The 15,147-nt window shown below is 63.0% G+C and carries 14 protein-coding genes and 2 pseudogenes; 7 read left to right on the top strand and 9 right to left on the bottom strand.

The genetic code is table 11. The features are described from left to right. Positions 1-262: 262 nt before the first annotated feature. The gene (locus GYB83_RS16925) at positions 263-595 is read right to left on the bottom strand and encodes a helix-turn-helix domain-containing protein (protein WP_005203177.1); all 333 of its coding nucleotides are present in this window, start codon (positions 593-595) and stop codon (positions 263-265) included. Further along, complete coding sequence (locus tag GYB83_RS16920) at positions 592-1,698, bottom strand: tyrosine-type recombinase/integrase (RefSeq protein WP_161897558.1); 1,107 nt, start codon at positions 1,696-1,698, stop codon at positions 592-594. The genes GYB83_RS16925 and GYB83_RS16920 overlap by 4 nt, the downstream gene beginning before the upstream one ends. A 457-nt stretch (positions 1,699-2,155) precedes the next feature. Here GYB83_RS16920 and GYB83_RS16915 point away from each other — a divergent pair, with 457 nt between their 5' ends. From GYB83_RS16915 to GYB83_RS16900, 4 genes are all read left to right on the top strand, one after another. Further along, positions 2,156-3,289 carry a tyrosine-type recombinase/integrase gene (locus tag GYB83_RS16915; protein WP_040523478.1) on the top strand — a complete coding sequence of 378 codons (1,134 nt, stop codon included), beginning with the start codon at positions 2,156-2,158 and terminating at the stop codon, positions 3,287-3,289. Continuing rightward, positions 3,286-3,651 carry a helix-turn-helix domain-containing protein gene (locus GYB83_RS16910; RefSeq protein ID WP_007323086.1) on the top strand — a complete coding sequence of 122 codons (366 nt, stop codon included), beginning with the start codon at positions 3,286-3,288 and terminating at the stop codon, positions 3,649-3,651. The genes GYB83_RS16915 and GYB83_RS16910 overlap by 4 nt, the downstream gene beginning before the upstream one ends. 301 nt (positions 3,652-3,952) lie before the next feature. Next, a complete protein-coding gene (locus tag GYB83_RS16905) occupies positions 3,953-5,098 on the top strand; it encodes a Fis family transcriptional regulator (protein WP_228461556.1) in 1,146 nt (381 codons plus the stop codon). A 56-nt stretch (positions 5,099-5,154) separates the two neighbouring features. Then, entirely contained in the window at positions 5,155-5,898 is a 744-nt protein-coding gene (locus GYB83_RS16900; protein WP_161896561.1) for a hypothetical protein, read from the top strand. Positions 5,899-6,313: 415 nt separating this feature from the next. Here the strand turns inward: GYB83_RS16900 and GYB83_RS16895 are convergent, their stop codons facing one another. From GYB83_RS16895 to GYB83_RS16885, 3 genes and pseudogenes are all read right to left on the bottom strand, one after another. Beyond that, positions 6,314-7,201, bottom strand: a complete 888-nt coding sequence (locus GYB83_RS16895) for an IS3 family transposase (RefSeq protein ID WP_161895215.1) — start codon at positions 7,199-7,201, stop codon at positions 6,314-6,316. 2 nt (positions 7,202-7,203) lie between these two features. After that, positions 7,204-7,443 carry a transposase gene (locus GYB83_RS16890; RefSeq protein WP_267130333.1) on the bottom strand — a complete coding sequence of 80 codons (240 nt, stop codon included), beginning with the start codon at positions 7,441-7,443 and terminating at the stop codon, positions 7,204-7,206. Between the two features lie 121 nt (positions 7,444-7,564). Then, positions 7,565-8,221: pseudogene (locus GYB83_RS16885) on the bottom strand (TetR/AcrR family transcriptional regulator); the annotation flags it as partial. A gap of 121 nt (positions 8,222-8,342) precedes the next feature. Between GYB83_RS16885 and GYB83_RS16880 the strand changes: the two are divergent. Both GYB83_RS16880 and GYB83_RS16875 read left to right on the top strand, forming a co-directional pair. Beyond that, a complete protein-coding gene (locus GYB83_RS16880) occupies positions 8,343-9,944 on the top strand; it encodes an MFS transporter (protein ID WP_007323082.1) in 1,602 nt (533 codons plus the stop codon). Further along, positions 9,941-10,366: pseudogene (locus GYB83_RS16875) on the top strand (PaaI family thioesterase); the annotation flags it as partial. The gene GYB83_RS16880 and the pseudogene GYB83_RS16875, both read left to right, overlap by 4 nt. A gap of 517 nt (positions 10,367-10,883) precedes the next feature. Here GYB83_RS16875 and GYB83_RS16865 read toward each other — a convergent pair. The 4 genes from GYB83_RS16865 to GYB83_RS16850 form a co-directional block, all read right to left on the bottom strand. Next, positions 10,884-11,366, bottom strand: a complete 483-nt coding sequence (locus GYB83_RS16865; protein ID WP_228461554.1) for a hypothetical protein — start codon at positions 11,364-11,366, stop codon at positions 10,884-10,886. Between the two features lie 280 nt (positions 11,367-11,646). Next, a complete protein-coding gene (locus GYB83_RS16860) occupies positions 11,647-12,945 on the bottom strand; it encodes an IS256 family transposase (protein ID WP_161894958.1) in 1,299 nt (432 codons plus the stop codon). A 100-nt stretch (positions 12,946-13,045) separates the two neighbouring features. Then, positions 13,046-13,507 (bottom strand): Het-E N-terminal domain-containing protein, encoded by a 462-nt coding sequence (locus GYB83_RS16855; protein WP_161896560.1) that lies wholly within the window; start codon positions 13,505-13,507, stop codon positions 13,046-13,048. A 479-nt stretch (positions 13,508-13,986) separates the two neighbouring features. After that, positions 13,987-14,184, bottom strand: a complete 198-nt coding sequence (locus tag GYB83_RS16850) for a hypothetical protein (RefSeq protein WP_161896559.1) — start codon at positions 14,182-14,184, stop codon at positions 13,987-13,989. Positions 14,185-14,247: 63 nt separating this feature from the next. Between GYB83_RS16850 and GYB83_RS16845 the strand changes: the two genes are divergently transcribed. After that, the gene (locus tag GYB83_RS16845; RefSeq protein WP_228461552.1) at positions 14,248-15,087 is read left to right on the top strand and encodes an alpha/beta hydrolase; all 840 of its coding nucleotides are present in this window, start codon (positions 14,248-14,250) and stop codon (positions 15,085-15,087) included. Positions 15,088-15,147: the final 60 nt, after the last annotated feature.

The following is a 15,147-nucleotide window of genomic DNA, read 5'->3' as shown; positions in this document are numbered from 1 at the left end:
CACCGGGGTGCCGTCGGGCAGGGGTGGTCCAGGTAGAAGTCGTTCGACGCCGCATACCGGGCATGTTCCGTGAGTGTGGATCGCGGTGAACCAGCAGGTGAAGCAGATTCGGCCTTCGGGCCAGTGTGCCTGCGTCCGGGTGGTCGATCTGCCGCACCGGTCGCAGACCCACGCTCCACTCGCCTGTCGCGGTCGGCCGCGTACTGGCCGATAGGGGACTAGGCCGTCAGGTTCCATCCTGTCTTCACCTCATTGCGTGGTGCTACTCGTCGAGGATGTTCGCGCGCCGCGGACGCACAGCGCGGTCCAGCCGCATGACGTTCGGGCCGGCATTGGCTGCTCGGTGGTGCTCGCGAGCATTGACGGCGGTGACTGTGAGAAGCGCGTCGGGGCCGCACCCGAAGATGTCACACAACGCCGACATCAACTGCAGCGACACCCGCTCAGGTCGCTGGTTGACCAGCCGATACACCTGGGGACGGGACAACGAGATGTCCCGTTCTGCGAGCAAGGGGATCAAGTCCGTGGTCGTGTTCATTCCGCGCGCAGCCATCAACTCCGCCAGCCGCCACGTGTAATCGACCTTGCGTTTCATTCGGCAGTTCCCTTCGTCGTGCTGTCCAACGCTTCTCTCACGGTCCGGTCCAACACCGATCTCAATGTCGACCGACGAAATTCGTCAGATGTGAACTGATAGATTCCCGTCGTCGAGGCGTGTTCGTGCCCCATCTGGTCCTGCACGAACCTGGGATCCCATCCATCCTCGAGTAGATGTGTGGCGTACGACCGCCGAAACGAATGCAGATCGACGCCGTCGGGGATACCCAGATCAACACAGTAGCGGCGTACACGACGAAGAAGAGTCGACCCCACCACCAGCCCACCTCGTTCGCTGGAGAACAGATCAAGACTGTCGGGATCACCTCGGCCGTTGGCGATCCAGTCCTCGATGATCGGAGGCGTCCACCGCCACACCGTCAACACCGAACGGGGTTTCGGAGGTGACCCGCGGAACGCCTTCCCGTACCGGACCTTGCACACGCCGAACTTCCCGAACTCGCGAGCGTGGGGATTGCGGGCGAAGTCCACCAGTTGTAGGTGAGTAAGCTCGTTGAACCGCAAACCGTAGGCATACGCGACCTTCATCATCGTGGCGTCCCGGTAGGCCGCCTGCCAGCCCTTCTTGCTAGTCGCGCCGATCCGAGCGACCTCGTCGTCCGCGTACTCGAACAAGGCCTGAAGCTCGTCCTTGGTGTACGGGCGCTTGCTCGCCCGGCCGTCGTACTCCTGGACATGGCTCGCTGTGTTCCAAGCAGAAAAGACCTGCGCCGGGTACGCGTCGAACAGTTGCTCGCAGACGCGGTCCCACCCGTAGTCGGGGTTGCAGATGTACGAACAGAATGCCCGCAGTGAACTGTGGTAGCCACGCAACGTCGCGTGCGTCACGTGACGAACCGACCGAAGGTCCGCAGAGAACTCCTCAACCATCACCGGCGACCAGTTCCACGGCTCCTCATTCGAGTGCTCAATGAACCTCTGCACACAGCGCACACGCCGATCGATCGTGGAGAACTGCAGATTCCTGGACAACTGCTGGTTCCGCCATCCGTCGAGCATCAACTCGACGACACGTTCCTCGGGCCGCAGAAGCGGCACAGATTCGACCAGATGCACTCGGCCGACCTCATCGATCTGCATCGGAACCTCCACCAGAATCGGATTCATCTGATGATTCAATGATGCATCCAATGAGACGGTAGGTCAATACCCGCAGGTCAATCGAGCGCCGCAATCAAGCAAGCCGGCGGCAGGCGTGACTGCAGCTCGTCCGACTGTCGACACCCGGCATGGCTGAACGGGCATGTATACGCAGGTCACGACGCGATAAGATGAAACACGATCCACCCGGCGTGGGGGATTCGGGGTGATTCATCTGATGCAATACGCAGGGTTCTAGTTGACATAATGTATGTTATCGGCGCTTAAAGGAGACGAGTTCAAACAGATGAGAAGACCCGTCCCACCGGATCTTGAATGAAATCGCAGGCCGCATGGCATGGCGGCATCGCATCGAGGGCTGCCGTGTTGATCGAGTGCGCAGATCAGCATCTGTTTATGCAAACAGATGAGAGATTCTCGCGCTACACTTGTGTTCATGCAGAGTGTTCCGGGTCGACTACCAGAGTTTCTGTCGAACGGTGTCGTCGGTCTACTGCGGCCCGAGGACCGCGTCTTCGAGGCGATGCTGGATGGCTGGCGAGCGCAAATGCTGGCCCGTGGACTCGGCGTGCCGTTCATCCAGTCATCGTGCAGCCTGGTGTCTCGTTTTCAGGAGCACTCGAACGAGTACCCGTGGGCGTGGCAGCCTATCCATGTCGATGAGTTTCTGGCAGATCGACGCACCGGCCCCAAGGCGGTTTCGGTGTCGACGCTGCGCGCGAACGCCGGCACGATCAGGGCCTTCTGCTATTACGTCACTGACGAAAGGTATGGTTGGGCTGCGTTCTGCAGCAAAGCATTTGACGACGTTCCCGCCCAAGTCGTGTTCGAGTGGAACACGCCGCGTCACAAGACCGATGACGCCATTCCGGCGGACCGGCGCAGCTTCACTCAGACTGAGTTGCAGACATTCTTCGATGCCTGCGATGATCTCGTCGATCGAGAGTTCGCCAAAGGCTCGAAGCGCTGGCTCCCACTGATGCGAGACTCCACTGCGTTCAAGGTGTGCTACGCCTACGGTTTGCGCCGTCGGGAACTTTCCATGCTCGACTACCACGACTTCGGCCCAAATCCGCACGTAGGCAAGTACGGCCGCTATGGCGCTGTTCAGGTTCGCTACGCCAAAGGTATGTCGGGGTCGGGACCGCGCCGTCGCACTGTTCTCACGGTGCCTGAGTTTGACTGGGTGGTCGATCTTCTTGGTCATTGGCTCTCGCCGCAGGGGCGCGAACAGTTCGCCACAGCGGACCGCTCGGCTTCGCTGTGGCCGTCGGAACGCGCCGGCGCCACGGGCATCCGCAACTTCAATCGCACTTTCACTACGGTCCGCGAACTGGCTGGGCTGCCGACAGAGTTGAAGATGCACTGTCTGCGTCACTCCTATGTCACTCATCTCCTCGAGGCCGGGTACGACCCGATGTTTGTCCAGCAACAGGTTGGCCACGCCTACTCATCGACCACTGCGCTCTACACCTCGGTCTCGGCAGACTTTAAACAGAAGACCATCCAACGGATGATCCAGCAACGAATCGTCACACGTGACGAAAAAGATGCAGGGAAGGGCATGTGAGCGAGCAACGTCGGGTTGGCTATCACTGGAATCTGCGCCAGCGGATGGCTGATCACAACCTCTGGAAGACAACGGAACTCATCCCGTTGCTGAAGTCTCGCGGTATCAACCTGTCGAATGCTCAGGTCCACCGACTGGTGACCGGCACACCCGAGCGGATCCCTGCCCGCACGTTCGCCGCGTTATGCGACATCCTTGAATGCACGCCTAACGATCTGTTCGAGCCGTACGTGGAGATGCGTGCTGCAGCTACGGCGGACGCACCAGCCAGCCCAGCGGATCTCGGCATTGGTGAGAAGCGCTCCGTTGCCCGCCGAATCCGCGTCGTCCGTAGCGATGATGGCGATGGCAAGACCACGTAAACCCCAAGACTCACAGCGATGGGAGGTCCCGTGCGACCGATGCGGTGAGCACCGAGAATGTGTCGTCACTTGGCAGGGTCTCGGGGTGTGCGGCTACTGCTACCAAGCAGCCAAACGTACCCGGGGTGTGTGCCCGTGCGGTCACGATGGAGTACTACCAGGAATTATCAATGGCCAACCGGCGTGCCGCAAATGCGCGGGGATCAAACTCAACGTCGACTGCGTTGTGTGCGGCGCCGAGGATGAACTCTACGCACAGGGACGCTGCTGGCGATGCGTCCTGGGGTCGACCGTCGACCGATTGCTGACAAATCCAGAGACCGGTGTCATCAACGAGGAGCTGAACCCCTTTGCAACTGCCCTGAAGTCGATGAAACGAGCCAACAGCGGCCTGACCTGGATCAACCAAGAACATGTCACGGCGTTCCTAGCCGAGCTGGCCCGCACCCCGCTCGTTACCCACGATGCGGTCGACGGACTCCCCCGATCGCGCACCCGAGAATACGTCCGAGAACTCCTTGTCACACACCAGATCCTGCCGCCCAGGGATGGATTGCTCCACCGTTACATCGACTGGTCCAACGACGCCCTCGACCGCCTGAAATCGGCGGAACATCGCGACATCGCTAACCGCTACATTCGTTGGCACCACCTGCGGCAGATGCACTCGATGAAGTCGGTGTCGCACGGCACGTTCCTACGATCTAAGCAAACTGTCACCGTCACAATCGAATTCCTCAATTGGCTCACCGACCGGGACGTCTTGATCGGCGACCTATCCCAACCCGATCTGGACGCATGGCAATCCGAAGGCCCGAGCACACGAGAGTTCGCCATCCGGTTCCTTGCGTGGGCGATCACGACCAAGCTGGTCGCCGTAGACCTAACGATGACACCTCATCGTCGCGGAACCAGCCCGAAGATGAGTGCCGAGGCCCAGCAAGACGCCGTCGACAGCATTACGTCAAACCAACCGGCACTGAATCCACGGGACCGAGCTGCAGCGATCTTGGTGCTCGTCTTCGGCCAGCAGATCGACCGGGTCGTCAAACTCACCTGGGACTGCGTCATCGTTTCCGATGAACTCGTGACCGTCACTCTTGGCGACATCGCCGTCGCTCTACCCGCACCGCTCGACGAACCGTTCCGTTACCTCGCCGGGGAACGGGCGAACACCGCCGCCCACCCGGCCACAAACTGGGTATTCCGCGGCTACGTCCCCGGCCAACACATCAACCCAGGCCACCTACGGAACCGGCTGAAGTCGACGTTCGGCACGCGCGCCGCCCGGCTCGGCACCCTGCACGAACTCACCAAACTCGCGCCCGCCGCGATCCTTGCCGACACACTCGGCTACTCCCCTGCCACCATCGAGCGACACGCTGTGGCGTCAGCAGCGACATATGCCCAGTACATATCAGCGATCGATGGAGATATCAATGTCTAAGGAAGGATGGGCCGCCACGCATTCAGCAAATGTATCGGCGCAGTCGGGGTGTAACCATGTCTAGATCAGGTCCACCTAAGAGTGCTGTTGCACGCTTCAAGATTCACCGGCAGTATGAAGCCCGAAAAGATGCAGCAAACAATGCTGTGATGGGGCTGCTTGCCGGTGCTCAATTATCCGCCCACTTCTTACAGCTCACTCTCGGATCAGAGCGCATGTTGCCTGAGATCTTTCCGAACGTCGAACATATCAAGCGATTTAATTTACGGTCTGAAAGTGCTGCTGAGATCCTATCTGCGGCAGATTCCCATCTGGGGATGATGTCGGTTCCCTACGTATTGTCACTTCACGAGGACTACCTGCGAACCTGCGCCAAGATGCTACACAACGCCGGGTGCTGTTCCGCCGCAAAGGCGAAGGCCAATCTTAATGAGCTGCATCAGAATATTGCGGATGCCTCCGGTGGTGAGTACACAACCGATATGATCGCCTACATCGACGCGTTGCGTTGGATGCGCAATGATGTGATCCATAATGGTGGAATCGTGCGTCAACAGTTGATTGATGCAGTGCGAGGTTGGACTCGGCCGCTAACAGATGGCTGGATCGCCCTCGCTCATCGAGACCCGACGACGCTATCTGTTGGCGACAGGATCGAGTTTGGGCATGGAGAAATGGTCGCTGTGCTCGCGGTTACCAAGCGCCTCGACCGAGAAACAAATGTGATGCTCCAGTCGGCGCTCCCTCGAACCATGTGGGCTTCGATGGGCCGGTTTGCAAGGCATCCTTGGGCCCGGTGATGGCCCGATCAAGATTGATTTCCCTAATCAGGACAAACGTTTTCGATATCAGAACAACAACGACCTGTACACGAACGGGAAGGCCGCGTTGTTCCGTGCCACCGACATTCGGTACATGAATTATTCGCTGGAGCTGAGCTTTGGTGCAACGATTTTGAGCGAGCGTCTGAGAAAAGCCGCCGAGGACACCGCTCTGGAGCCGGGCAAGAGATTGGGGTCCTTGACGACCCGCCGCCTCGGGCGGGTGCTGAATCAGAGATCAGTGTCAATCCCCTGGAACCGTAGAGACGAGATTTTGTCTGACAGGCCCCTGCTTTGTCGGTGATTGGGGACCGAGAGGGACCGCGGAGAATCTCCTTCCTGATGAACTTGGCGCCGGCGACTGGGCTGGTCGAGGGGCTGTCGGGGCGGACATCTACGCCGCCTCCTTCTGCTCGGTGGCCAGCGCCTGCTCGTAGTCGATGGGGCTGATCATTCCGATCGATGAATGGCGCCGCTCGTGGTTGTACTGCTCGATCCAGGCGGCGATTGCGCGACGAGCCTGGACTTTGGTGGCGAAGTGCTCGAGCTCGCGCAGCTCGAACTCCAGGGTGGAGTGCCAGCTCTCGATGACCGCGTTGTCCAGGGCCGAGCCGACCCGGCCCATCGACTGGTGCACGCCCATCCGGCCGCACGCTTGGCGGAAGAGGTCGGCGGTGTATTCGCTTCCTTGATCGGTATGCATAATGACCGATCTGACGGCGTCTTTGCCGCCCCGCACGGCGATCGCCATCTGCAATGCTGCGCGGGCCAGTGGGGCGTCGTGGTGCTCCCCGATGGCGAACCCGACGATGCGGCGAGAGCCCATATCCAGCACACTGTCGAGATAGAGTTTGCCCTCGTCAGTGGGCACTTCGGTGCCGTCGCCGTACCACTTGTGATTGATCCGGTCGGTGGCGAAGTCCCGGTCGATTCGGTCCGGTGCCCGCCACCGGCCCCGCCCTTGCCGGGTGGTGGACTTGCGGCGTTTGCGGCGCCGGGCGCCCAGGTCGAGCTCGCCCATGATCGCCGCCACGGTGTTCACGCTGACCTTCCAGCCCTCATCGCGCAGGTCAGCGGTGATCCGCGGCGACCCGTAGGTGCCGTTATGCTGCGCGAACAGCCGTTTGATGTCCACGGCCAGCTTCTCGCGGCGGGCATGGCGGACCGAGGGGTCGCCGTGGCGCCACTTGTAGAACCACGGCTGGGACACCCCCAGCGCCCGACACGAGGCGGCGTGCGGGATGCGCTGCTCTGCCCTCTGAGCAGCGATGAAGGTAGCCACAGCTACCGGCCCATCGCCTCTTCCACCCAAAGGGCCGTGGAGCGCTTGAGGACATCACGCTGCATCCGCAGCTCCACATTCTCCCGGCGCAAACGGGTCAGCTCGGCCCGTTCGTCCTCGCTCAAGCCGGTGTTGCCGCCGTCTCGTTCGGCACGGGCCTTGGCGCACCAGTTGCCCAGCGTGCCCTCGTTGACACCCAGATCCCGGGCGACCTCAGCGATCGACTTACCGGTCTCGGTCACCAACTGGACCGCACCCTGCTTGAAATCCTCGTCGAACTTTCGATACTTCCTCGTCGTGCTCATCGCCACTCATCTCCTCAAAGGCGATGTCTCTATGGTACGAGGGGAAACCCACAGTGCGGGTCACTGTCAGCGCGCGTTGCGCGGAGCGTGCAGCGAGAAAGTCGTCGACGAGTTGCTGTCGTTCAGCCGGGCCGATCGGCGGGAGTGCAGTGAGTCGGGTGAAGACGATGGGTCCGACGAGTTGGGTCAGGGCGAGATTGGTGTCGAAGCGACCGAGCTCTTGCTGGGCTTCGGGGCTGCCCAGGATCCGGTCGAACGGTTCGCGGTATTGGTTGACCACCCGTGCGCGAAGGGAACTGACCGGGTTGCGGTCTTCTTCGGGATGCGATGTCGCCTCGGCCGTGCCGGATTGGGCGGACCCGAGGGCGAGCCACCCGAGCATCGTCAATTGGGCGGGGGCTTCCTCGATGAGCTTGGCCTGACGGTCCAGCAGTTTGATCAACTGTTCACGGATCGTTCCGGACGCCGGCGGCGCGGTGACCGGGGGAAGCAGACGCTCGAACGCCGCGGCCAGGAGCTGGGTGCTGTCGGTGAAGTGCCGGTAGAGGGTAGTCCGCGCGACCTTGGACGCCTTGGTGACCGCGTCGATCGTGACGGCCTCGATACCGCCGGTCGAGAGCAGGGACGTCGCCGCGTCGAGCAGTCGTGCGCGTGAGCGTGCCTTCCGGGGATCCACGAGCCGGTCCTCGTCGTCGTCGGAGTTCTGGTTGATCATCTCTTCGCCCACCTCGTAATTGTGCCCTCGGATCAGTCGCAGGCACTATCCCCGCACCCCGCATTGTGGTACTCATAGTAGTGGAACGCTACCAACTGTAGCGTTAAGTGGAGGTGGCTGCATGACCGCCGATGATCGAGTGCTGCTGTCGCGGGCGCAGAAGTGGACGTTGGTGGTCTCGTGCCTGTCGGTGGCCCTGGTGGTCGCCTCAATGGCGGCCCTGTACACCGCGCTTCCGAACATTGCGGTGGCCACCGGGGCGACGCAAACCCAGCTCACCTGGGTGGTCGACGGGTACACGCTGGTGCTGGCGTGTCTGGTGTTGCCCGCCGGGGCCCTGGGTGACCGCTACGGCCGACGGGCGGTGCTGATCGTGGGGTTGGCGCTGTTTTCGCTGGCCTCGGCGGTGCCACTGTTGGTATCGACACCGTGGTGGTTGATCGCGGCGCGGGCAGCGGCCGGGGTGGGTGCGGCGTTCATGATGCCGTCCACGCTGTCGATCCTGACTGCGGGATTCCCCGAGCAGCAGCGGGGGCGTGCGGTCGGGATCTGGGCGGGGGTCGCCGGGTCCGGGGGTCTGCTGGGGATTCTCGGGTCGGGGCTGCTGCTCAACTACTGGTCGTGGCAGTCAATCTTCGTCGGCCTGACCGCGGTGGGGGTGTTTCTGCTGTTGTGTGCCTTCACCATTCCCGAATCCCGCCAGGAAAATCCGCCACTGATGGATGTGATCGGATCGGTCGCGGTGGTGTTCGCGGTCGGACTAGTGGTGCTCGCCATCATCGAAGCCCCAGTACGCGGCTGGTCGGATCCCGTGGTGGTCACCGGGTTCGGGCTGGGGGTGGTGGCCACAGGGGTGTTCGTGGTGTGGGAGTTGCGGGCGGATCATCCACTGCTCGATGTGCGGTTCTTCGCCCGTCGTGGCTTCGGGAGCGGATCGTTCTCCATCACCATCCAGTTCCTGGTGACGTTCGGTGTCTTCCTGGTCCTCGTCCAATACCTGCAGTTGATCTTTGGATACAGCCCGTTGGGTTCAGCGCTGGCCTTGGCGCCGATGATGGTGCCATTGGTGCTCTTGTCGGCGGTCGCACCGTGGATGACGACCCGGCTGGGGTTGCGGTTGATGACGGTGACCGGTCTGCTCGCCATCGCCGCGGGGTTCTACTTCATCAGCCGGCTGGATTTGGACTCCACCTACCTCGACGTGATGTGGCCGACGCTGATCATGAGCTCGGGTCTGGGCCTGACCGCGGCGCCGGCGACGGCGGCTATCGTCGCGGACACCGCGGTCGAAAAGCACGGGGTCGCTGCGGCGGTCAACGACGCCACCCGCGAGGTCGGCGCGGCGATCGGCATCGCGGTCGCCGGCAGTGTCCTGGCCGCCGGGTACAGCCACAACATCGCCCCCGCGGTCACGCGGCTCCCACCGGAGGCGCGGGGCCCGGTCGCCGACTCACTCGCCGGTGCCCTCGAGGTCGCCGACCGGGCGGGACCGGCCGGCCAGCAACTCGCCGACTTCGCCAAGTCCGCGTTCCTGCACGGCGTCGAGCAGTCCGCGATCGTCCTCGCACTCATCGCGGCGGCGGGTGCCGCGATCCTGCTGGTCTGGGCGCCCGGCCGCGCTTCCCCGGACGCAGGCGCATCGAGGAGCCCGGCTGAACCGGCCCAGCGCAGGTCGATCCCGCGCCCGCCGCTAGCCAGCACCGTCGAGAAGGAACGCCCGTGACCCAGCTACCGCTGCCGCCGCACTCGCCGACCTGCATGGGGTGCGGGCCAGACAATCCCGCCGGCCTGCAACTGGTGGTGTTCCGCTCCGGCGACGAGGTCTACACCGATGTGACGTTCGGCGAACGCCACATCGGTGCGCCCGGCCTCGCGCACGGCGGAGCAGTGGCCGCCGCCTGCGACGACCTGTTCGGCTTCGGCCTCTGGATCGCCCGCACCCCGGCAGTGACCCGGAGCCTCACCGTCGACTACCTCGCCCCCGTCCCGCTGCACCGGCCCCTGCGCATCAGCGCCCACGTCCGGGAGATTGACGGCCGCAAACTGCACCTTAAGGCGACCGCCACCGCCGATGACGGCACCGCCTTGTTCACCGCCCACGCGGTGTTCATCGCCGTGTCGATCGAGCACTTCGCCCAACAGGGCGGCACCCTCGGAGATTGTGGATGCCCTCGCTCCGGATGCGAGCTTGCCCGCTTCGTTAACTGCGTAGCTGTAGTACACGAGGAACTCGTTGAGCTGGTCGCGCAGCTCGTCGAAACGAGCTGGCTGAGCGGCATACCGGCCAGGACTCATCGCCTTTGCGATAAATCCGCCAACGACGTTGCCGGCTTGCTGTCGAACCTGGACGTTGTAGAGAGTGACGTACAGGCTGTCGCGCTTGTTGCCGCCCGGTTCACGCTGCCTGACTCCCACCATCTGGAGCAGGGAGTCGATCTCGGAACCGGTCAGTCCCGGATGGTCTGTCTGCGCAAGCACGTCGCACACGCCCTTGACGAAATCCGGGGTGAAGGGCGCAATCTTCGGGGGCGTCTGTGTGGGCATAGTCGTCGACATCGAGTGGCTCTGTTCTCAGAGGCGACTGACCGAGGTCTGGCGCCTTGCGATTAGGTGTTATGGCGTTCTTATCATTTCGGGCGTGGGTCGGACTCGGAGACTTGGCCTACTCGTTCTCCATAACCGGTTCAGGTTGCTTACCGTGCCGTCGACGCCACAAGTCGCCCATGTCGTCGGCGAACTGGAGATCGACCCGTACGTCGGCTGCTCCGGGGGCGCTGTACATCACCTCAGCTGACTGATCACGCGCGATCACGTCAGGGTATTTGTCGACCATCTGCTTCTGCGCGTTCTGAAGAAGCGAGGAGAGGCCAGGCGCACCCATGAGGTGATCCGAGAACATCCCCCCGTAGGAACCGAGGTTCGCCGGAACACCGAACATCCCCGGCGGGTATATCGAGTTGGCGCGGGAGCCGATGGCATCAAGCGTTCCGCTCATCCCACCCGCCAAACCCTCACGGAAGAGTTCCTGTAGCGAGATCTTGCCCTTCGCCGGATGACATACACCCTCCAGCCGGTTGCCGTCCCCATCAACGGCGTACACATCGACTGCGAGGTCCGTGATCGGACCCGAACTCGCGTTGTTCACAGTGACGGTCCACAAACCTCGACCGATAGGCACCGGCTTGGCCGACGCCGTTACTGCCCGGATGCGGCCACCACTGTTGCCCGTCTCCGTCGCGCCGACCGAATAGTACGTGTTGTTATCCCGCCCAGCGATAACGTTGCGCTGGTTCGAGGTGAAGTTGTGCGCGGAAGCAGACGGACTGTCTACTGCTCCCGCGCCTGGGTAGGGTGGGGCGGCTCCTGCGGGGCACGCGCTGCGAGAGCCTGTCAAGATTTCTGTGTAAGTCGGTCAGGTGTTCGGTTTAGAGGTGATGGTCGATACGTTCGGGGTAGGTCAGTGAGAGTTGCTCGAGCGCTCGTTTCCAGTTCGTGGTGACCGCGCCTTCCACGAGCCGCCCCGCGGCTTTGCGTTTGTGCGAGGGAAGTCCTTGTTCCTTGATGCGCTCGCGAGCTCGTTTGTCCTCGATGTTGCCGATGGCCAGCCATAACAGCTTCATCGCGGCCGCGTCGTTCGGGAAATGCCCCCGGTTCTTCGTGACCTTGCGCAGTTGATAGTTCAGTGACTCAATACTGTTCGTGGTGTAGATGACCCGCCGCAACTCCGGTGGAAACGCCAGAAACGGAATGAACCGTTCCCACGCATCGCGGAACGTTTTAACCGCCGACACGTACTTTCGGCCCATATCCGAGTCCGCGAACGCGTCTAACGCGTCCGCGGCAGCGTGCTCGGTCGGCGCTTGATAAATCGGCTTGAGCAAGCGCACCACGGCTTTACGGTCGCTGTAGGAGACGAACCGCATCGAGGCCCGGATCAGATGCACCACGCACGTTTGGACTGTTGCGTGCGGCCACGTGGCCTCGACGGCTTCAGCGAACCCGGTCAGCCCGTCGCAGCACACGATCAACACGTCCTGTACGCCGCGGTTACGCAGTTCCGCGCACACCGACGCCCAGAACTTCGCGCCTTCGCTCTGTTGGATCCAAATCCCGAGAACGTGTTTGACCCCGTCCATGTCCACGCCGACGGCGAGGTGGGCGGCCTTGTTCCGCACGTGTGCGCCATCGCGGATCTTGACCACGATCGCGTCGAGGTACATCACCGGATACAGAGCGTCGAGATCACGGTGTTGCCAGGTCGCGACCTCGTCGGCGACTTCCTCGGTCACCTTCGAGATCGTCTCGTGCGAGAGTTCGGTGCCGATCGTCGACGCAAGGTGGTGGGCGATATCGCGGACCGTCATCCCGCCCGCGTATAGCGAGACGATCATCGCGTCCAGACCATCGAGGCGGCGTTGGCCCTTGCGCACGAGCATCGGGGTGAACGTCCCGTCCCGATCGCGCGGGATGGCCAGATCCACATCGCCGACCTCGGAAGCGACCGTCTTCGCGCTGAATCCGTTGCGCGAGTTCGGAAACGATGCTGCTTCGGGGTCTCCGGCCTCGTACCCGAGATGCTCGGTCAGCTCCGCGTTCATGCCGCGTTCGAGGGTGGCTTTGAGGAGCGAGCTCAGTAGTCCGTCCTGCCCGCCGACCGGCTCGCCGGCATCGATACGAGCGAACACCTCATCCAACGCACCCGATGCCACCAACTCACTGGCCATCTCGGTCTGCTTCTGTCGTCGATCTGCACGCGAATCATCCACGCTCACATCATCATTGATAGTCACTACAGCGGTTCCCTTCAGGGTTGAACCTCACCGCTTACACAGACCATCTGACACGCCCCGCTGCGACTTTGCCGATCCGCAGATCGCCACCAGCCGCCACGTCCTCGGCGACAACTCCACTCCCGCCGTCGACAGCCACATCTACGACCTCGATATCACCCCCAACCGACGCGCGGCGGATCACCACGCCGACGGTGGCCGGCAACTCGGGAGCCTGCTCCTCAACGGCTGTCAACACCGACTGAGCAAGCCCCAGCAGCTCGACGTCGTCGCCAGCACCCGCCTGTTCGAGCTTCTTCGCGAGAAGTGCGCGGCGGAGCTCTTCCTCTGGCTCCTGCTCTAGCCCCTCGACCTCCGCGGTCACGGAGCTGTACCGGTTCGTGATCCAGCCCTTCACGGCCGCGTAGGCGTCGCCGATTGCCAGTTTCGTGGTCTCACGCGCACCGTCCGTCGCGCCGAGCGCGATCGCCGCGACAATCAGGGTTACGGGTTCCATCGACACCTCCCTGGGATGTGGTCCTGCACGGTGCGGGACCACATCCAAATCTAGCGAACGGTGCCGACAATCACGGGCGACGTACGTCCAGAGTCCAGGGTCGGCAGGGCTCCCTCGGCCGCGGTCTGGACGGGGCCAGCTACTCGTCCCACTTCAACACGTCTCGTTACCAGTTAGGAAGGTGCGAGAGAATCGTCAGTCAGTACGTCACCACAGTGACGAATTGGCCGGATGCGCTTTTTTCAGCACTTTGCACAGTCGGTCCGTGATGCTCGCGCGCCCCGGACGTAGCCCGGAGCACGAGGCGGCCAGAAGAATTTCATCGTTGATCATTTCCGGACGTGCAGCAATCGTCGCCTCGCCACGGATTCGGTGGCTACGACGTCGCTCTCTGGATCTGTGCGTGACGTGGTGCAAAGTGCGGCGTCGAACACTCGCATTGATTGCCGACTCGCAATGAAGCAGGCGGATTCACACGCTCAGCGCACGTCGACGATCCGCGGCGAGGTTCGTCGCGGTTGGGAATCGTCGATGACCGCGAATGCCGCGCGTCGTCGCCGGACCGCGGCGCCGAGTCCGAGGAGCGTCTCGATCGCCGGTGCGAGGTCGTCGTGCGCCGGGTCGGGTGCCACGATGTCGCCGGCGAGCGGGAGCGGGAACATCCCGAGGTCTGTCAACGTCGACGCGTCCCATATGGACGCGGGCCATGGAGCTTGTTTCGTGACGTACGACGACAGTCCGTGGACGACGATCAGATCGGCGTGGTGGCGTTCGACTTCGAGTTCGTCCCCGGTGAACGCGGCAGGCCACCACAGCAGGCCTTCGAGAGGCGCGACGCCGCGCGGTCCGGCATCGCCGAGCGTCGTGAGGGTCAGCGGCGACTCGAACAGGACGAGCCCGCTGACATCTGCATAGACTTCGCGCGGACGCTCGGCGTCGCCGTGGTCTCGGTCGACTACCGCCTGTCCCCGGAGAACCCGGCGCCGAGTTCGCTCGACGACTGTTACGCGGGCCTGGCCTGGGTCTTCCGCGAAGCGACCGCGAGGGGCTTCGACACGTCGCGGGTGGCTGTCGGCGGCGCGAGCGCGGGTGGAGGACTCGCCGCGGGCGTCACCCTGATGGTCCACGACCGCGGTGAGTTCACCACGGTGTTCCAGCTGCTCGTGTATCCGATGCTCGACGACCGGACCGCCCTCCGGTCGGCCGTCGAGACGCGCGGGATGCGCGTCTGGATGCCCGCGAGCAACGAGTACGCGTGGCGGTCGTACCTCGGCTCGGCTTTCGGTACCGACGCAGTCTCGTCATACGCGGCGCCCGCTCGACGCGCCGACCTCACCGGACTGCCTCCCGCGTGGATCGGCGTCGGCGACCTCGACCTCTTCCACGACGAAGACCTCGACTACGCACGCAGGCTGACCGACGCCGGTGTGCCGTGTGAGACGGTCGTCGTACCCGGAGCGTTCCACGGATTCGACATCTTCTTCCGCACCAGGCCGGTCACGCGCGAGTTCTGGCGCAGCCAGGCCCGCGCATTGCAGCGGGCGTTCCACCCCGACCTCGACGAGTCCGCCCGGCTGTGACGCCGGCCGGGTCCGGGATCGCCTCGGCCACCGTCCGATACTCGACGGCCTGGTGAGCAT

This window comes from Gordonia spumicola, from assembly GCF_009932475.1.
GTDB classification, from domain to species: Bacteria; Actinomycetota; Actinomycetes; order Mycobacteriales; family Mycobacteriaceae; genus Gordonia; species Gordonia spumicola.
The sequence above is the reverse complement of the archived record's forward strand: the minus strand, read 5'-3'. Positions and strand labels throughout refer to the sequence as shown.

Bases quoted from the DNA above. Each gene is read 5' to 3' on its own strand.
- GYB83_RS16925 (WP_005203177.1), bottom strand. From the start codon at position 595: ATGAAACGCAAGGTCGATTACACGTGGCGGCTGGCGGAGTTGATGGCT.
- GYB83_RS16920 (WP_161897558.1), bottom strand. From the start codon at position 1,698: ATGCAGATCGATGAGGTCGGCCGAGTGCATCTGGTCGAATCTGTGCCG.
- GYB83_RS16915 (WP_040523478.1), top strand. From the start codon at position 2,156: ATGCAGAGTGTTCCGGGTCGACTACCAGAGTTTCTGTCGAACGGTGTC.
- GYB83_RS16900 (WP_161896561.1), top strand. From the start codon at position 5,155: ATGTCTAGATCAGGTCCACCTAAGAGTGCTGTTGCACGCTTCAAGATT.
- GYB83_RS16880 (WP_007323082.1), top strand. From the start codon at position 8,343: ATGACCGCCGATGATCGAGTGCTGCTGTCGCGGGCGCAGAAGTGGACG.
- GYB83_RS16860 (WP_161894958.1), bottom strand. From the start codon at position 12,945: ATGGCCAGTGAGTTGGTGGCATCGGGTGCGTTGGATGAGGTGTTCGCT.
- GYB83_RS16855 (WP_161896560.1), bottom strand. From the start codon at position 13,507: ATGGAACCCGTAACCCTGATTGTCGCGGCGATCGCGCTCGGCGCGACG.